Source organism: Ignavibacteriota bacterium (genome assembly GCA_016708125.1).
In the GTDB taxonomy this organism is placed as follows: domain Bacteria; phylum Bacteroidota; class Ignavibacteria; order Ignavibacteriales; family Melioribacteraceae.
In genome coordinates this window covers 2,137,008-2,155,250 of record JADJGF010000001.1, presented here as the reverse complement: position 1 = coordinate 2,155,250, position 18,243 = coordinate 2,137,008, and the positions used below count along the sequence as shown (strand labels likewise).

At 29.4% G+C, this 18,243-nt stretch carries 16 protein-coding genes; 7 read left to right on the top strand and 9 right to left on the bottom strand.

Going from position 1 to position 18,243, the window contains the following annotated elements:
* Nucleotides 1-88: 88 nt before the first annotated feature.
* The 5 genes from IPH62_09500 to IPH62_09480 all read left to right on the top strand — a co-directional run bounded on the left by IPH62_09500 (nucleotide 89) and on the right by IPH62_09480 (nucleotide 4,175).
* The gene (locus IPH62_09500) at nucleotides 89-568 is read left to right on the top strand and encodes a hypothetical protein (protein ID MBK7105507.1); all 480 of its coding nucleotides are present in this window, start codon (nucleotides 89-91) and stop codon (nucleotides 566-568) included.
* 46 nt (nucleotides 569-614) lie between these two features.
* Complete coding sequence (locus IPH62_09495) at nucleotides 615-1,688, top strand: beta galactosidase jelly roll domain-containing protein (protein ID MBK7105506.1); 1,074 nt, start codon at nucleotides 615-617, stop codon at nucleotides 1,686-1,688.
* 401 nt (nucleotides 1,689-2,089) lie between these two features.
* Entirely contained in the window at nucleotides 2,090-3,412 is a 1,323-nt protein-coding gene (locus IPH62_09490) for a T9SS type A sorting domain-containing protein (GenBank protein MBK7105505.1), read from the top strand.
* A 15-nt stretch (nucleotides 3,413-3,427) separates the two neighbouring features.
* On the top strand, nucleotides 3,428-3,595 hold the full coding sequence (locus IPH62_09485; GenBank protein MBK7105504.1) for a hypothetical protein: 168 nt from the start codon (nucleotides 3,428-3,430) through the stop codon (nucleotides 3,593-3,595).
* Nucleotides 3,596-3,863: 268 nt separating this feature from the next.
* The gene (locus tag IPH62_09480; GenBank protein MBK7105503.1) at nucleotides 3,864-4,175 is read left to right on the top strand and encodes an isoamylase early set domain-containing protein; all 312 of its coding nucleotides are present in this window, start codon (nucleotides 3,864-3,866) and stop codon (nucleotides 4,173-4,175) included.
* Here IPH62_09480 and IPH62_09475 read toward each other — a convergent pair.
* Nucleotides 4,172-6,634, bottom strand: coding sequence for a PAS domain S-box protein (locus tag IPH62_09475; GenBank protein MBK7105502.1), 2,463 nt, complete (start codon nucleotides 6,632-6,634; stop codon nucleotides 4,172-4,174). The genes IPH62_09480 and IPH62_09475 overlap by 4 nt on opposite strands.
* 118 nt (nucleotides 6,635-6,752) lie before the next feature.
* Here IPH62_09475 and IPH62_09470 point away from each other — a divergent pair, with 118 nt between their 5' ends.
* A complete protein-coding gene (locus IPH62_09470; GenBank protein MBK7105501.1) occupies nucleotides 6,753-6,944 on the top strand; it encodes a hypothetical protein in 192 nt (63 codons plus the stop codon).
* A gap of 128 nt (nucleotides 6,945-7,072) precedes the next feature.
* Nucleotides 7,073-9,136: a thioredoxin domain-containing protein gene (locus IPH62_09465; GenBank protein ID MBK7105500.1), complete on the top strand. Its 2,064-nt coding sequence runs from the start codon at nucleotides 7,073-7,075 to the stop codon at nucleotides 9,134-9,136.
* Between the two features lie 196 nt (nucleotides 9,137-9,332).
* Here IPH62_09465 and IPH62_09460 read toward each other — a convergent pair whose 3' ends face one another.
* The 8 genes from IPH62_09460 to pbpC all read right to left on the bottom strand — a co-directional run bounded on the left by IPH62_09460 (nucleotide 9,333) and on the right by pbpC (nucleotide 18,241).
* Nucleotides 9,333-9,878: an NAD(P)H-dependent oxidoreductase gene (locus IPH62_09460; GenBank protein MBK7105499.1), complete on the bottom strand. Its 546-nt coding sequence runs from the start codon at nucleotides 9,876-9,878 to the stop codon at nucleotides 9,333-9,335.
* A 564-nt stretch (nucleotides 9,879-10,442) separates the two neighbouring features.
* A complete protein-coding gene (locus tag IPH62_09455; protein ID MBK7105498.1) occupies nucleotides 10,443-11,027 on the bottom strand; it encodes a DUF4340 domain-containing protein in 585 nt (194 codons plus the stop codon).
* Nucleotides 11,020-12,558 (bottom strand): Gldg family protein, encoded by a 1,539-nt coding sequence (locus IPH62_09450; protein ID MBK7105497.1) that lies wholly within the window; start codon nucleotides 12,556-12,558, stop codon nucleotides 11,020-11,022. The genes IPH62_09455 and IPH62_09450 overlap by 8 nt, the downstream gene beginning before the upstream one ends.
* The gene (locus IPH62_09445) at nucleotides 12,551-13,276 is read right to left on the bottom strand and encodes an ABC transporter permease subunit (GenBank protein MBK7105496.1); all 726 of its coding nucleotides are present in this window, start codon (nucleotides 13,274-13,276) and stop codon (nucleotides 12,551-12,553) included. Before IPH62_09445 ends, IPH62_09450 begins: the two co-directional genes overlap by 8 nt.
* 193 nt (nucleotides 13,277-13,469) lie before the next feature.
* Nucleotides 13,470-14,402: an ATP-binding cassette domain-containing protein gene (locus IPH62_09440; GenBank protein MBK7105495.1), complete on the bottom strand. Its 933-nt coding sequence runs from the start codon at nucleotides 14,400-14,402 to the stop codon at nucleotides 13,470-13,472.
* 114 nt (nucleotides 14,403-14,516) lie between these two features.
* Nucleotides 14,517-15,200 carry a ribose-5-phosphate isomerase RpiA gene (gene rpiA, locus IPH62_09435; GenBank protein ID MBK7105494.1) on the bottom strand — a complete coding sequence of 228 codons (684 nt, stop codon included), beginning with the start codon at nucleotides 15,198-15,200 and terminating at the stop codon, nucleotides 14,517-14,519.
* A gap of 3 nt (nucleotides 15,201-15,203) precedes the next feature.
* The gene (locus IPH62_09430) at nucleotides 15,204-15,911 is read right to left on the bottom strand and encodes an SDR family oxidoreductase (protein MBK7105493.1); all 708 of its coding nucleotides are present in this window, start codon (nucleotides 15,909-15,911) and stop codon (nucleotides 15,204-15,206) included.
* Between the two features lie 26 nt (nucleotides 15,912-15,937).
* Nucleotides 15,938-18,241, bottom strand: coding sequence for a penicillin-binding protein 1C (pbpC, locus tag IPH62_09425; protein MBK7105492.1), 2,304 nt, complete (start codon nucleotides 18,239-18,241; stop codon nucleotides 15,938-15,940).
* Between the last annotated feature and the right edge of the window lie 2 nt (nucleotides 18,242-18,243).

Here is an 18,243-nt window from a genome sequence, read left to right as displayed (position 1 = left end):
TGACAACTTGTGACAATATTTTACTTAGAAGTGACAACTGAAACAAAAACAAATAATATTTTTTCAACAACAAAACGAGGGCTTTAAAATGAGAAACCTACAAACAACAAAAAGAATTTCAACATACTTTTTTGTTATAGTATTCATATCAGCAGCATTTACACAAATTAATGCTCAAAGTTATATCACATCTAAAAATTTATCAAATTATGTAACAATGGATTTAGTTATGGAAAATTTTGCTAAATGTTTGGAATCCGAAAATCACGGAGTAAAAATGTGTACCGTAGAACATATAGGAAGATACAAATTATCAAACTTTGAAGATGATCTTATAGAAATGTTAAGTGAAGTAAATGATACAAAAGACAAACAAATTATTGCCTTAAGTTTATCTCAATTAGGTTCTTTAAAATCAATTTTAGCAATAAAAGATTCTCAAAAGAATATTACTAATATTGAGTACAATAAATTTGTTTCGGAATTGTTAGAAAATTTTAATGAATATGATAAATTAAGATCAGAATATTTTGAAGCATTAGTTGTTAATCTTCTTGATACTAAATAATTTTATCTAAACATTAAAATTCTACATTTTATTGGATTAAAAAGCTATGAACGTTAGACTGAAAATAATTGGATTTGCATTACTAATATTTATCGCAAATAATATTTTTGCCGAACAAAAATTTACAAAAATCGAAAATTTGAAAGGACTTTGGAGATTTAATCTTGGCGATAATAAAAAGTGGGCAAATCCAAATTATGATGATTCCGATTGGGATGCAATAAAAGTACCTTCTCCATGGGAAGATGAAGGATACAACGGATATGATGGTTATGCTTGGTATAGAAAAGAATTCAATATCGATTCAAAATATTTAAAGAAAAAGTTATACTTATCATTAGGCACAATTGATGACGCTGCAGAAGTTTATCTTAATGGAAAACTGATTGCTTCTTCCGGATCGTTTCCTCCAAATTTCAACACGGCATATAATTCAAAAATTTGGCTTCCGCTGCAAAATAATTTTCTTAACCAAAAAGGAATTAACTCAATTGCAATTAGAGTTTATGACGATAGACTTGAAGGCGGAATTTATAGCGGTGATATCGGAATTTTCACCTCAGATTCACCTTTGAATTTTATTATAAATTTGGAAGGAACTTGGAAATTTCAAACTGGCGATAATTCAAAATGGATGAAAAATAATTTTGATGATAAAAGTTGGAAAAAATTAATTGTTCCTTCAAATTGGGATTGGCAAGGTTACAATAATTACGATGGTTTTGCTTGGTACAGAATTTCGTTTGATGTAAACTTAGAAAAAGAAATTTATAAAAATGATCTGATTTTGATTATTGGGAAAATAGATGATATTGACGAAACATATTTAAATGAGAAAATGATAGGAAGTACCGGAGATTTGTTAGCAATGCCGTTAACCAGAAATTTTTCTGAGGGAATTAATTCCGAATACAGCCAATTACGCGGTTACAAAATCAATAAAGAAGACTTAAGAAACGGCAGAAACGTAATTGCAATTAGAGTTTATGATGGTTTCCAGTACGGCGGAATTTACGAAGGACCAATTGGAATAACAACGTTAAAAGATTATTTAAGATATATAACCAGAAATTTAGACAGCAAGAAAAAAAATTTTATTGAAATGCTGTTTGATGAATAGTTTAGAAATTACATAAAACTAAGTTTGATTAAAATTTTCGCAAATCAACAATGAAGTTCAAATTACTCCCAAAATCATTTTTAAACCATTCAAATATTTTTTAGAAACCTCTGAAATATTTAGAATGTCATTCCCGTGAAAACGGGAATCTATTGAATTCTTGCTGGATTCCCACTTTCGTGGGAATGACAAGCACTATTGATTTAATTTTTCAGATGTTTCTTTTAATCAATTCCACACCTAAATAAAATACATTTTACTTGCTATTTTGGTTTTTAAATAGGATATTTAATCTTATTAAAGTACATGTCATTGAAAAACTCCACAAAAAAATATTGAAAATTCAATCCATGTTATCATGATTTTTTTTCAAAAATCATTTCTTTGAAAGGGGATACAATATGAAAAAAATATATACATTCTTAATTCTTTTCACCATAAATATTTCTGCTCAATATGTTGATCTTAATTTTAATATACCTTGGTCAGCAGGAACTGGAGGAGTTGCAGATATTGAAGCTGCCTTTGAGAATGGGCGAATTCAGGAAAACGTTCAACTCAATCCTGATATTTCGACAGATCTTATAATGCCATCTCAAGTAGATTGGGATGCAAAATCACCCAGCGAAAAAGCGTTGTTCTTATTAAATGCAGAACGTGCTGCACGAGGACTTCTTACATCCTTTGAAGGAGTTCACTCCTCAGTAGTAAACGTCGCTCAAACATATGCAGAATTTTTACGTGACAATGATTTATTTAATCACAACGCAAACAATAGTACTCCAACGACTCGATTATCTCCTGTAAGCTGTGCTGATGGAGCATCTTATGGTGAAAATCTTTCAACATTTGTCCAATCAAACGGTACAGTTCCACTCCCAGTTGAAAGATCAGTTTACAACTGGATTTATAATGATGCTGGCTCTTCATGGGGGCATCGACAAACTTGCTTTGCCACGTTTAATGACAATCATTCTGCAAATGGTAGTGAAGGATTTATTGGAATAGGCATTGATGCTGTTGGGCCACCATATTCAGCAGAAGGATTACTTTGCACTAACGATCCGCCACATCCTCCTTGCAATCCGTGGGATGTTGGTGTGGTAGTAGTTTTAAATTTTGTCGATCCATGTCCTTCGTCGCCTTTACCTGTTGAGTTAACTTCTTTCACTTTAAATCTTTCAGAAAACAAAATTGAATTAAACTGGGAAACTGCAACTGAAGTAAATAATTATGGATTCGAAATAGAAAGATTGAAAACAAATTTAATTATTAAAAATTCCGAATGGGAAAAAATTGGTTTTGTTGAAGGTCACGGAAATAGCAATTCTCCCAAATACTATTCATTCAAAGATAATTTGCTCGAAACATCTGGTAAATATTCTTATAGATTAAAACAAATCGATATTGACGGAACATTTGAATATTCAGATGTAGTAGAAACCAATATTGGGGCTCCGCAAAATTTTGAACTTAGACAAAATTATCCAAATCCTTTTAACCCAGTTACATCAATAACATATTCAATTCCTACAGATGGGCATGTTGAACTTGGAATTTATGATATTTTAGGCAGAGATGTTGCAATTATTGAAAATGGAATTAAACCAGCCGGAGTTTACACATTTTCATTTGATGCAAGCAACTTAACTAGCGGAATTTATTTTTACAAAATTAAAACCAATAATTATATCTCCATTAAAAAAATGTTGTTGATGAAATAAGAAAGGATTTAGTAAATGAATACAGAACCAATAATAGAAAACTTATCTGATGAAGATTACGTTATCCAAAAGGATTTACAGTTAGCAGAATTAGATGTTGAAAATAAGAAAGATTTTCATTTGAAAATTGGCTTAGGTGTAGTTTATATTACATTATTGTTGATGTCGTTATTCTTAGTATAAATTAAAATTTAATTTGCAGTTAAATAAAAGCCCGTAAATTGCGGGCTTTTTTATCAGATTTATTTAATCTAACAAAAATTGAAAAAATAATTCTGCATAAGATTTAATATCCTTTATAAATTTTAGAAAACATATAATATTAACTGACTCTTTATCTGAATTATAAAAAAGAACTAGTATCATTTTTTGGTTAGATTATTAGTTGCTATTTATTTAATTTTGCAAATAAAATTAGCAAAAGTTAATAATTTTTAGAAAAGGTTTAACCATGTCTATTTCAAAAAGATATCTCAAATCAAATAAAATTTGTAAAGTTACTTTCAAAATTCCAGCCGAGGTTGGAATAAATCATAAAAAAGCAAATATTCTTGGTTCGTTTAATAATTGGGATTATAATTCACATAGAATGAAAAAATTAGTTAAAGACGGTTCTTTTTCAATTGTTATAGATCTTGAAGTTGGTAAAGAATATGAATTTAAATATTACCTTGATAATTCGATTTGGTTAAATGATAAGGAAGCTGACAGCCAAATTACGACTCAATTTGGTGATTCTTCAAACTCGATAGTAAAAATTTAATTTTGTAATTCACTTTTTAACGGAAGTGTAAATTTAAATTCACTTCCTTGTTCAATTTTACTTTCTACCCAAATTTTTCCGCTGTGTTTTTCAATAAACTCTTTGCATAAAATTAAACCGAGTCCGGTTCCCTTTTCTTTATCAGTACCTTTGGTCGTAATATGACTATCTATTTTGAAAAGCTTATCAATAATATCTTCTTTAATTCCAACTCCGCTATCTATTACAGAAATTGTTAAAGTGTTTTCGTCTAAATCTTCAACATTTATTTTAATTGTTCCGCCTTGAGGTGTAAATTTTATTGCATTGGAAACTAAATTTCTCAGAACTGTATCAATCATAAACTTATCGGCATTTACTTTAAATTGTTTTTCAATAAGGTTTACCAAAGTGATTTTTTTTCTTGCGGCATTTACTTGGTAAAGTGCAATTACATCATTTATTAAATTATTTACTTCAAAATTTATTGGATTAAATTCTATTCTTCCGGTTTGAATTCTTGACCATTGCAGTAAATTTTCTAGAAGATTTTGAACATTTTTTGATGACTTATAAATACTATTTGTAAATTCTTTAATTTCATCTTTTGAAAGATTTTCGAAATCTTCAACCATAACTTCCGCAAAACCAATTATTGAAGTAAACGGACTTCGCAAGTCATGTGAAATAATTGAGAAAAATTTATCTTTACTTGCATTTAGTTCTTTAAGTCTTGTTTCCGAATCCCAAAGCATTTCATTCAACCTTGTTGATTCATTTACACTATCCTCCATTAATTCTTTGTTAAATTGAAGTTCTTCAACATATCTTTTTAATTCTTCTTCTGCTACAATTCGATTTGTAATATCATGAAATGCAGTAACGCAGCCAATTATTTTCCCATTCCTTTTAATTGGTGTTGACACAAATGAAACCGGTAGGTATTCATCATTTGAAGTTTTAAAATTATCATATACAATTCTAACGGTTTCTTCACGTTCAAAAACTTTATTTATAGGACAATCAATTTCAATTTTATTGCTGTGATTGTAAATTTTCTTAAATACTTCTGTATCAAAAAGTTCTTCCAAACTATAACCAAGAAGTTTATAAAATTCCGGATTAGCAAATTTTAATTTACGATTTGAATCAATTAGAAATATTCCTTCGGCAACAACAGAAGTAATTTCATTAAATTGAGTTTCGCTTTCTACAAGTTTTGTTTCCGTTTCTTTACGTTTTGTTATATCAATTCCAACGCCTAATAACCCAACAAATTCGCCTGTTTCTAAAACTCTTGGAATAACCTGCATCAAAATCCATCTATATTCATCTTCATGATTTTTGATTCTAATTTCACCTTCAAATCTTTCTTTATCTTTTAATAATTTCCTAAACTTTTCAGTAAAAATTGAAATGTCATCGTGATGAATAAAATTCTTAAAACTTTTTGCAAAATTTTCTTCACCAATAAATTCTTTTGTTTTTGGGTTTACATAAGTTGCTGAAATTTTATTATCGGTCATCCAAAGCATTATTGGCATTGTGTTGGCAATATTTACAAATCTTGCCTCACTTTCTTTTAGAATATCTTCGGCTTTTTTTCTTTCGGAAATATCACTTAAAGTTCCGGCAACTCTTAAAGGATTATTTTGCTCATCGCGGATTGCAACTTTTCCTTTATCCAAAACCCATTTCCAATCGCCGGATTTTGTCAGAACTCTATATTCTTTATTGAACTGTTCTAATTTTCCTTCAAGGTGTGAATGTAAAGATTCAATAACATCATCAATATCTTCCGGGTGAATTCTACTTTGCCAAGTAAATAAATCAGATTTTAATTCACCATTTCTATAACCTAAAATTTCATAATAATGTTTGCTGTAAAAAATTTCGTCTTTTTCAATGTTCCAATCCCAAAAACCATCATTTGAACCTTCAAAAACTATTTGCAATCTTTCAACATTTTCAATCAGTAATTCTACCGCTTCGTCACGTTCTTCTTCGATACTTTTACTTTCACCAATTTTTTCTGTTGTACAAACGTCGCAATCTTTAACATTTCTTTTTATCAAATCTTCATACTGATGGCGAATTGTTTCATCAATAATTATCAGCTGAATATATTCAACTTCATCATCTTTTATAACCGGAATAAACTGCAATTGAAAATGAAGTACTTTCCCGCTTAATTTATATTCAACATTTTCAATAAATTTTTCTTTTGAATAACATCTTTCAATCCAATAATTCCATGGTTCAAAAAATTCCGCAAACCTTGCCAAACCTTTGTACGAGTCCAAATTTTTCTTATAATCCGGTTTTTCGCCAATGAAAATTTCAAATCTCTCTTTGAAAGAATTGTTAAAATATAGCAGCTCCAAATTCTTATTGAACGAAACAACGCTATCACGTAAGGAATCCAAAACTATTTTGTGATCAAGAGAAATGACCGGCTTAAATGTTATTTCTGTATTCATTTACATAAATGAAGATTAATTTTAATTACTATCGAAACAATTAATTAGTTTTTAATAACTTATTTAAAATGTGTGCGTCTATTATTTAGAAATTAATAAAGTTTATTTGGAGTTTGATATGCTGACTTTTATTTTATGGATAATTTTAGCAATTATTTCATTTCCACTTGCAATTGCGGTTTTGATTCTTTATCCGTTTATTTGGCTTCTATTACTTCCATTTAAATTACTTGGTTTTACGGTTGGATTAGTTTTAGATATTTTAAAAGCAATAATTTTATTTCCATTTAAAGTTTTAAAAATTGTTTAAACTCATTTCATTACTTTTTCAAAATTAACCTTTTCCGCAAAAGAATAAGATTTTATATCTCATAATTTTTCTTCTAAATTATTTATCTTACAAAAACATTTTTTATAAAATAAGACACAATATTTTTTATGAATAAAAATAAATTTGAAAATGAATTGATTCATGAGAAAAGTCCGTATTTATTGAAGCATTCTCACAATCCGGTAAATTGGTTTTCATGGAATGAAAAAGCTTTTGCAAAAGCAAAAAGTGAAAATAAACCAATTTTTCTATCGATTGGATATTCAACTTGCCATTGGTGTCACGTTATGGAAAAAGAATCTTTTGAAGATGTTGAAGCTGCAAATTTGATGAACGAAGTTTTTGTTTCCATAAAAGTTGATAGAGAAGAAAGACCCGATATCGATAATTTGTATATGTCGGTTTGCCAAATGTTAACCGGACACGGCGGCTGGCCTTTAACAATAATTATGACTCCGGATAAAAAACCATTTTTTGCCGGAACATATTTTCCTAAAAATTCTTTTGGAAACAGAATTGGAATGATTGATTTAACAAACCGAATTAATGAAGTTTGGAAAAATCAGCAAAATGAAATTTATGAATCTGCAGAAAAAATAACCGAACATTTAAAATCTTATAAGAATTTTAATATTTCAGATTTTACAAATCAAGAAATAATTGAAACAGCTTTTCAAGAATTTCGAAATAGATTAGATGAAGAATTTGGCGGATTTGGAGATCGTCCAAAATTTCCATCGCCGCATAATTTACTTTTTCTTTTAAGATATTTTGAAAAATCTAAAAATACAGACGCATTATTTATGGTTGAAAAAACTTTAACCGAAATGAGAAATGGCGGAATTTTTGATCATATAGGATTTGGCTTTCATCGTTATTCAACCGATAGAAATTGGCTTCTTCCCCATTTTGAAAAAATGTTGTACGATCAAGCGATGTTGATAATTGCTTATTCTGAAACTTTTCAAATCACAAAAAATCCGCTATATAAAAATACCGCCGAAGAAATTATTACATACGTTTTGCGCGATTTGAAATCTTCTAACTTTGGTTTTTATTCTGCTGAAGATGCAGACAGCGAAGGTAAAGAAGGCAAATTTTACGTTTGGAATAAAAGTGAAATTCTAAAAATTCTTGGAACCGAAGACGGAAATAATTTTTGTGAAATATTTAATGTTACGGAAAACGGAAATTATTTTGAAGAAGCTTCGGGAAAACCAACAAATACAAATATTATTCATCAAAAAAAATATTTTGATGATTCACAAATAAATAGTCACAGAACAAAATTATTTTTGGAACGCGAAAAAAGAATTCATCCATTTAAAGATGATAAAATTTTAACGGACTGGAACGGCTTGATGATTGCGGCTTTGGCAATTTCCGGAAGAATTTTTGAGAATAAAGAAATTATAAATGTTGCGGAAAAATCAATACAATTTATTTTTGAGGAATTAATTTCTGAAAACGGAAATTTGCTTCACAGATACAGAAACGGCGATTCGTCAATTTCAGCAAACATCGATGATTATGCTTTTCTAGTTTGGGCATTAATCGAATTGTATCAATCAACTTTTAAAATATTTTATCTTCAGAAATCAATTGAGTTTACAGAAAAATTAATTGCAAATTTTTGGGATGAAGAAAATAATTCCGGTTTCTTTTTTACCGATAAAAATAATTCCGATTTAATTTCACGCACAAAAGAATTTTATGATGGCGCAATTCCAAGCGGAAATTCCGTAATGTTTAATAATTTGCAAAAATTTTACAAAATTACAAATGATCAAAAGTTTAAAAATTATTCTGAATTTTTAAACAAAACTTATAAACAAAATGTTGAGAAAGTTCCGATAAGTTTTGGACATTTTTTATCTGGATTGAATTTTCAAATTAATTCTTCGCAAGAAATTATAATTGTTGGTGAGAAAGAAAATTCTTTAACAAAGGAAATGCTAAAAACTATTCGTGTAAATTTTTTGCCGAATAGTATTGTAATTTTGTGTGATAAAAATTCTCACGATTTCAAATTGCAGAATAAAATAATTCCTTATTTAGATAATTATGAAATGCTGGAAGACCAAACTACAGCTTATGTTTGCCAGAATTATGAATGCAGTTTACCAACGAATGATTTAGTTAAATTTAAAGAATTGCTAAAATTGAAATGATTTGTTTTTAATTAATTATAAATCTACATATTTCATTGTCATGCCCGAATGTTTAAATCGGGCATCTATTTTTAGATTGTGAATTCTGAAATATTCAAATGCCAGTCAATTTATCCATTTGCTAAAGGTAGGAAAGTCATTTATTCTTTTTGGATTCCCACTTTCGTGGGAATGACAATCGATATAAAATATATTTTCACAATTTAGAATTTGTTGTTTCACAAAATTGAATTAAATTTTTTGCGAGACTTTTTAATTCTTTGGTAATTTCTTCGTCATTGCAATTTCCGTTTTCATCAAATTTATCTTCAACATTTGCAACTGAAACAGCGCGCGGTAAAACAAATCCGCCGATATGTGCACAAACGCTTCTTAAATGTTCCAAAGATTTTATTGCTCCAATTGAACCGCTGGCAATTCCAAAAATGCTTATTGGTTTATTTTTCATTTCGGAAGGATAACTTGCGTTTTCAAACATCAATTTTAATTTTGCAGAAAATGATCCGTTATATTCCGGTGTTCCAATTATGTAAGCATCGGCAGATTTTAAAAGTTTCCTCAATTTCGGTGAGTCATCATTTTCAATTTGTTCGCCGGGAAAAGGTAAACTAAAATCTTTTAAAATAATTTCTGTAATTATAAAATCTTCATTTTTCGCAAAAACTTTTTTTATGCAGTTTATACAAAATCCAACATAATTTCTTTTTTGTGCGCTTCCATTAATAATTGCAACATTAATCATTCTAACTTCTTTCTAAAATTGAGAAGAGTTTTACTTTGCAAAATTACAAATTTGAAATAGAAATTAGTAATTAAAAGAATCTTCTAAAATATTAATAATGTCATTCCGGCCAGCCTGCCGGTAGGCAAGTTTCCATTATTTGCAATACCGGAATCTATTAAACATATTCTGGATTCCCACTTACGTGGGAATGACAAGCACTTTTGATTTAATTTATAGGAGGGTACTAAAATAAAGTTTCCTTTTTGAAGAAAATTTTATTGCCAAAAGTTTTTCCATCAAAATAATTTTCAATATTCATAGAAGATTCAATAATGTAATTTATAGAATCTTTATACGCAGTAATTGTTATAGGATTTTGATTTTCAACTTCTATAGTAAGTTTGGAAGTCTGCTTTGGAAAAGTTGCTTTTTCGTTATTTATATAATTTGAATTCGTTAATCTCTCAATTGAATTTAGAGTATTTTCAGTTTTTGCGGAATCTGTTTTAATTCCATTTACAAACCAAGAATTGTTAACTTTTACAAGTTCATAAGAACTATCAGAATTTGCCGATTCAAATTTTAGTTTATTCCATTTTTTCTATCGGATTTAATAATTGTTTCGTCTCTAAAATCATTTGAAGTTTTGTTGAAAATCATATCCAAAAATCCTTCAACTTCATAAATATCAATATCGCCGGCAAGTTTAACAAAAGTGGACATTGATCTTGGCTGCTGAAATGCAAATTTACCAATCATTAAATCCAGTACTTTTTCACTTCCTTCTTTTATTTCAATTCTTGTTGATGCAGAATCAATTTGATATTCTTTCCATTTATCTTTACTTCGCGCAGCAACTCTTTGCGGTTTCACCAATAATAATTGATTAAGCAAATTTTCAACTTTTATTTTGGGAACTGTAAATTGTTTTCCAAAATCCGAATTTACCTTCCAAAAATTATCGACTTTAACAATTCTAACTTCTTTACCTTTTAGAGATTTTGGATAAATAGAAATTTGAGAAACTTTTGATGTATCAATTGAAACTAATTCCTTTCGGAATGTTCTTTCCTTTTTTGTCGATTCACTTGTAAATATTAAGGCAACGGCAATTATTAAAATTGCTAAAAATATCCAAAGAAATTTGTTTGAATTTTTATTAAACATAGTCGGTCGATTTTATAATGTTTCTAATTTTTTTCTTATACTGAAATCTTGCAAAACCAAATAATATTATTGCAGCAATAGGAATTAAAAAGTTAGCATATTTAACTAAAGTTTTTGTGCTGTCTTCTAACTGAGCATCAAGCGGGCGCGCAGTTACACCTTTTGTTCTAAGTTCAATCAAACCGGTATCATCGGAAAGCCAATCAATTGCGTTCGTCATTAAATTTACATTATCCGGCTGTAATTGTTGAGCTTGTTGACCTTCACCGTTTACCGCAAAATCTCCATCGCTAAACACAACCATTTTTGTATAGGAATTTTTTGCAATCTTTCCTTCAACCGCAACTGCAACGGGAATGTTAGACATTCCAAAATCTTGACTTCCCCACTGTTTTTGAATATCAAAAAATAACGGTAAAGTTTCTAAAGAAGATTTATCCGAAGAAGATGCAAGAGTTGTAAATTTTATACTTGTATCTTTTTGCGTAACTGTAATTGAACTTGCAAAAGGAAACAAAACAGCTTCCAAGCCTTTTGTAATTGGATGTTCATTAAATTTGGAAATAATTGGTAAGTAAGGAAAACTTATCGGAATATTCATTCTGAACGTTCCTTGATTTTGTTGAACCATAACGCTGCTGCATTTTGCATCAACTAAAAAATTATCCGCAATTGTAATTCCATATTTGCTTAACCATTTTGAAAATCCGGTATTTACCAATTCACCCGTTGCGTTTTGAAAATTTCCTTTAACATTATTTATTGCCAAAAGTAATCTTCCACCGCGAGATAAAAATTCATCAAAAAAAATAAAATCTCTTTCAACAATTGAATCAGTGGGAGCAATTACAATTAATGTTTTTATATCAAATGGAATATTGGTAGAATCTGTAAGCGTAACGGTTCTTTCTTCGTACATTACATTTAATTGCTGCCTTAACTGCATTAGTTGATTTAAATCCGGTTCTCCGTGACCTTGTAAAAATCCTATTACCGGTTTTTCTTTTGCTGATAATTTTTTTATTCCGGTTGAAAGCGCATATTCCATTGCTGCGCCGGGCTGAATAAACGGAATTGGTTCTTTATTTTCACCAAGCTGCAAGAGCGCACCAAGATATGCTTTCTGTTGTTTAACTTGATCTTTATCTCTAACATTTATCATAATTGGTGAAATACCGGCTTGCTGAGCTTTCATTTCAACTTCTTGATCTTCATTAGGATTTATAAACTCGTAAACAACATTTCCATTTGATCGATTGGAATATTCGATTAATAAATCTTTAAAATCTTGTCTAACTTTCTCAATATCCGGAGGTAAATCTTCTGAAAAATATGATGTAACTGTTACCGGTTCATCTAAATTCTTTAAGATATCTTTCGTTGCATCACTTAAAGAATATCTTTGATCTTCAGTTAAATCAATCCTAAAAGAATATCTTGATGAAAGAACATTTATCAAAATTATTATTGCAATTGCTAAAAATAATGTGGTCTGAATTTTTCTTTTTGTTAACATATTTATTTTACTCAACTATATTTCTTTTTGATAATACTGAATCTGCGGATAATAAACCAATCGCTGTAATTGATAAAAAGTAAACTAAATCTTTGGAATCTATTACGCCTCTTGATATTGATTCGTAATGAGTTGACAAACTTAAGTAGTTAAAAAAGTATGCCGTTGTTCCGGTAAAACTTGATGACAAAACATCAAAAATTATTAGAAAGAAAACCCCAACAAATAACGCAATTAAAAATGCAACAATTTGATTATTTGTAATACTGCTCGCAAATAATCCAATACTTGTAAATGCGGCACTCATTAACAACATTCCAAAATATCCGCTCCAAACTGATCCGTGATCTATTGGTCCAAGTAGAGAAATGCTTATGTAATATGGAATTGTTAAAAGTAATGCAACACTAATCAACATCATTACCGAAAGAAATTTTCCGGCAATTAATTGCCAATCGGTAATTGGTTTGGTGAGCAGCAACTCTAAAGTTCCGGTTTTTCTTTCTTCGGCAAGCATTTTCATTGTTAATGCGGGAATAAAGAAAAATAAAGTCCAATATGCAACAGAGAAAAACGGCATTAATGTTGCTTGACCGATGAAGAAAATATCCGAGCCGTATAGCCATGTAAAAAATCCGCTTAAGCCTAAAAACACTATCAATATTATATAAGCGGCAAGCGAATCAAAAAAAGTTCTAAATTCTTTTTTTGCAATTATCCAAATTGGTTTCATATTATTCCTAAAATTTCAAAAAAAATTAAATGTCAGCTTTTTTATATAATTATGAGTTATCCATTTTTGTCACTTCGAACGAAGTGAGAAGTCTGATAATTATTACAGATTTCTCAGTCGTAAACTCCTTCGAAATGACTTATAATATATCCCAATACAATTATAAAAAACGACAAATAGTAAATTGTTGAAATTAATTTGTTGTTAAATCTCTAAAAATATCTTCAAGTTTTGTTTCAATAGGAGTTAGTTCCGATAAAACCCAATTATTTTTTACGCACATTTCAAAAATTGATTTTTTCGAACTCATATCATTTTTACTATTTACAAAAAATGAAAAATCTAATTCTTTTATTGGATCAACCATCGCAACGGTTTCTAAATTCTGCAAAGTTTTAATTACAAAATTTTTATCTGAAGCTTCGGAAATTCCAATTTTTAAAACTTCTTGACCTTGGGCTTGTTTTCTCAAACTTTCTGAAGTTCCATCGGCAACAATTTTTCCATCATTAATAATTAAAATTCTATCGCATGTTGCTTCAACTTCCGGCAAAATATGAGTGCTTAGAATTACTGTTTTTTCCCTACCAATTTCTCTAATTAAATTTCTTATTTCCACAATTTGATTTGGATCCAAACCAGTTGTTGGTTCATCCAAAATTAAAATTTCCGGATCATGAATTAACGCTTGAGCCAATCCCACTCTTTGTTTATAGCCTTTTGAAAGCTCGCCGATTTTTTTATGCTTCTCAACATTTAATCCGCAAACCTTAACCATTTGAGCAATTCTATCTTTGACTTTATTTTTGGGAACATTCTGCAATTCAGCAATAAATTCTAAATATTCTAAAACCGGCATATCGTGATAAAGCGGATTGCTTTCCGGTAAATAGCCGATCATTCTTTTAACTTTTTCGGGTTCTTCTAAAACAGAAATTCCGTTAATTTTTGCATCGCCATCGGATGGAGCCATAAATCCGGTTATGATTTTCATTGTTGTAGTTTTACCAGCACCATTTGGACCAAGAAATCCAAGAACTTCACCAGTTTTAACTTCAAAGGAAATATTATCAATTGCTCTTTGTGTTTGATATTTTTTGGTAAGATTTGTTACTGTTACGCTCATAAATCATTTAACCTTATTTTAACGGCGTCAAAAATAAAAAGTGTATTTAAAATTATCAAGATTTTATGTTGAATCAATTTTCTTTTACAAAAATAACTTTTTTAAAGTTCCAAATTATTTTTCAAGAATTTTAATTCCATTTTTTCCGGCAACAATAACTTTTGATGTAAGTTTAAGAAAAAGTCCATGCTCAATAATTCCGGCTCTATTTTCCAATTTTTCTGCAAGTTCAAAAGGATTTTGAATAATTCCAAAATTTGTATCTAAAATAAAATTTCCTTCATCGGTAATTACCGGTTCACCATTTTGATAAATTCGCAAAATTGATTTACCGTTTATTGATTCTAAAAATTTCATTTCCAAAGGATAGGCAAACCGTAAAACCTCAATCGGTACAGCCCAATTAGTTCCTAATTTTTCCGAGAGCTTTGTTTCATCAACAACGATAATTAATTTTTTACTTGCTTGTGCAATTACTTTTTCTCTTAAATGAGCCGCACCGCCGCCTTTAATCAAATTTAAATATTTGTCAACTTCATCGGCACCGTCAATTGTTACATCAATTTCTTGTTTTTCGTGAAATGTAGTTAACGGAATTCCAAACTCATTTGCTAATTTTGAAGTTTTATCCGAACTTGAAATTCCTACAATATTTTCCAATTCACCGTTTTTTATTAATTGTCCAATTTTTTGGATTGCATAATAAAATGTACTTCCGGAACCTAAGCCAATTACCATTCCGGATTGAATTTCTTCAACGGCTTTTTCAGCGGCAAGTTTTTTAAATTGTTCAATCATTTTTTAATCTTTTGGATTTGTTGCAAAAACTGTTAACTCGGTTATAAATCCTCTTTCATTCATTTCCAAAGCAGAAATAATTGAGTGAGCAATATCTTCGCCAATTAATTTTGTTGGATTAAAATTTCTTTCGGCTCTTCTGGAATTTACAACAAAATCTGTTTGAACTTCGGAAGGATTTATTAAAATTACTCGAATGTTAAATGGTCGCAATTCTGCACGCCAGCATTCGGTCATTCCGCGTAAAGCAAATTTTGATGCAACGTAAGAAGTTCCTCCGGCAAAACCTTTTGTTGCTGCGGTGGAAGCAATATTAATAATATCACCGCCATTTTTTTCTTTAAATATTTTGGAGGCTTCTCGTGCGGTTAAAGCGGCACCAATTACATTTGTCTGTAAAACTTCATTAAACTTTTTAACACTTACATCTTCAAGAGTTTCAAAATAACCAAAGCCGGCATTGTTAATTAAAACATCCAAAGTGCCGAATTTGTTTTTTATATTTTGAAAAAGTTCAAGAACTTCATTCTCTTTTGAAACATCAGAAACAAATCCGGTAAACCCAAATTTATTTGCAGTGTTTTCTAATTTTGATTTATTTCTTCCGGTAATTATTACTTTAGCACCTTTTTCCTTTAACTTAATTGCGGTTGAAAGTCCGATGCCTGAACTTCCTCCCGTAACTAAAATTATTTTTTTATCTATATTCATTTTACTTCCTTTCTCTTTTTTGTTTCTCAATAAAATTTCACATTGATTTTAATTTTACTTGTTCCGCCTTTATCATCCGAACAAATAATATTTACAATATTTTTCTGGAGAATAAAAAATATTTTTTCTCCCGGTGTACATTTTTTATAAAATTCATCGTTAATATACCAATATTGTGACAAAACATTTGAAGATGAAATTGCTTGCAATAGAATTTTTTGATCCGAATTTCTATCAATGTAGTAATCGTAATTCTGAAGCGGTGAAAGAATTTTGGGTCCATCTTCCGATAAACGATTGCTGCAATCCGGATTGTGTTTGGGTGGTTTGTTAAATTCTATATTATTTTTTTCATACCATAATTTTAATTCGGGTTCTAATTCCGGATAAGCAATTTTCTTAAAATTATTATTATCTAAACATTCATTACAAAATGAAAATGTTTCATCTTCATTTACCATAAAAGTTTTGTATCTATCACATTTTTTTTGAGTTGAAACATTTTCAATAAAATAATCATACGTAAAATTATTACAATTTTCGGTAGGAAGAAGTCCGGTTTCTTCACAAACTTTTCTTTCTAAAATTTCAAATGGAATATCAAACCATTTTTTATCAGAATTATAATCTATTGAATTAAACAAATCAAATAAAAGAGGAACGGCCATTTCTGCCCCCGATAAATAAGGCGAACCTTTCCCATCAAAATTTCCGAGCCAAACGCCAATTGTATAATTAGGATTTATACCTATTGCCCAAGCATCTCTTTTTCCGTAAGAAGTTCCGGTTTTCCAAGCAATTTTTGGAAGATTTGTTTCACCAATAATTGAATTTGGGAAATCCGGTCGTTCAATATTTGATAATATTTTTGTAATCAAATATGAAGATGCATCTGAAAATATTTGAACATCTCTAACATTTTTATTTTCGATTTCAAAATTTAAGTTTCTCACTTTCCCTTTATTTGCAAAAGCCGAATAAGCTGTTACAAGTTCTTCCAAAGTTGTTCCGCACCCGCCAAGTATAAGTGAAAGCCCAAGTTTATTTTTATCATTATAAATTTTATCAAATCCGGCATGATGTAAAACTTGAATGAAATTACTTATATTCAATTTTTGCAAAAGTTGAACTGCCGGAATATTTAGTGAATTCATCAAAGCAAATTCAGCAGTGACATCTCCGTAAAATTTATTATCAAAATTTTCGGGTTCGTATCCGCCAAAATCCATTGGAATATCATACAATTTCATTTTGGGAGTTAAAATTCCTTTATCAAAAGCTTGTGCATATAAAAATGGTTTTAGAGTTGAGCCGGGAGAGCGAATTGAAATTATTCCATCAACTTGTCCGGAGTTTTCATTATCACTATAATTTGCCGAACCGCAATAAGCAAGAATATTATTGTTTTTGTTATCAATTACTAAAATTGCTCCGTTCGAAACTTCTTTACTTCGCATTCTTTCAATATAATTTGACAAAAGTTTTTCAGATGTTTTTTGGATATTCAAATCCAAAGTGCTTGATATTATTGTTTGATTTTTAGTTTTATTAAGTCGGTTACAAAAATGCGGTGCAAGTTTTGGGATTTCAAATCGGTTACTTTCAATCGGTTCAAAAAGTGCATCAGTTAAATTATTTTTATCAAAAATTTCTTCTTTAATAAATTTATTTATCCAAATATCTCTTTTCTTTTTTGTATTAAAAGTATTTCTGTCTAATCTGAAATTATTTGGATCGTTTGGAATTACCGTTAACAATATTGACTGAGCAAGACTAAGTTTACTCGGCGGATGATTAAAATAAATGTATGACGCAGCTTTTACTCCTTCAATATTTCCTCCGTACGGAAGATAATTTAAATACATTTCAAGAATTTCAGTTTTGGAATAAATTATCTCAATCTGAATTGCTCTTAAAATTTCAATTATTTTATTGAGGTAAGTTCTTTTAGCCGGATTCCAAATTCTTGCAAGCTGCATTGTAATTGTTGAAGCTCCGGAAACAATTTCTCCTTTTATTAAATTTGAATAAAATGCTTTTAGAATTGAAATTGGATTAAACCCAAAATGCCAATAAAAATATTTATCTTCTTTTGTAATTAAAGATTTTATTAATTCCGGCGAAACTTTATCAATTGTTGTTTGCATTCTCCATTTATCATCATTGGAGAGAAATGATGTTAACAGAGTTCTGTTGTTTGATAAAATTTCTTTTGAAAAACTTTTTTCTTCTGGTAACGGAAATATTAAATTGAGAAAAAAAAACAAAACAATTATAAACAAAGTAAATAATGAAATTCTGAAAAATATTTTTCTAACTTTTTCGCTCACAT

Coding starts and splice junctions, on each gene's coding strand:
- IPH62_09500 (MBK7105507.1), top strand. CDS start 89: ATGAGAAACCTACAAACAACAAAAAGAATTTCAACATACTTTTTTGTT.
- IPH62_09495 (MBK7105506.1), top strand. CDS start 615: ATGAACGTTAGACTGAAAATAATTGGATTTGCATTACTAATATTTATC.
- IPH62_09490 (MBK7105505.1), top strand. CDS start 2,090: ATGAAAAAAATATATACATTCTTAATTCTTTTCACCATAAATATTTCT.
- IPH62_09485 (MBK7105504.1), top strand. CDS start 3,428: ATGAATACAGAACCAATAATAGAAAACTTATCTGATGAAGATTACGTT.
- IPH62_09480 (MBK7105503.1), top strand. CDS start 3,864: ATGTCTATTTCAAAAAGATATCTCAAATCAAATAAAATTTGTAAAGTT.
- IPH62_09475 (MBK7105502.1), bottom strand. CDS start 6,634: ATGAATACAGAAATAACATTTAAGCCGGTCATTTCTCTTGATCACAAA.
- IPH62_09470 (MBK7105501.1), top strand. CDS start 6,753: ATGCTGACTTTTATTTTATGGATAATTTTAGCAATTATTTCATTTCCA.
- IPH62_09465 (MBK7105500.1), top strand. CDS start 7,073: ATGAATAAAAATAAATTTGAAAATGAATTGATTCATGAGAAAAGTCCG.
- IPH62_09460 (MBK7105499.1), bottom strand. CDS start 9,878: ATGATTAATGTTGCAATTATTAATGGAAGCGCACAAAAAAGAAATTAT.
- IPH62_09455 (MBK7105498.1), bottom strand. CDS start 11,027: ATGTTTAATAAAAATTCAAACAAATTTCTTTGGATATTTTTAGCAATT.
- IPH62_09445 (MBK7105496.1), bottom strand. CDS start 13,276: ATGAAACCAATTTGGATAATTGCAAAAAAAGAATTTAGAACTTTTTTT.
- IPH62_09440 (MBK7105495.1), bottom strand. CDS start 14,402: ATGAGCGTAACAGTAACAAATCTTACCAAAAAATATCAAACACAAAGA.
- rpiA (MBK7105494.1), bottom strand. CDS start 15,200: ATGATTGAACAATTTAAAAAACTTGCCGCTGAAAAAGCCGTTGAAGAA.
- IPH62_09430 (MBK7105493.1), bottom strand. CDS start 15,911: ATGAATATAGATAAAAAAATAATTTTAGTTACGGGAGGAAGTTCAGGC.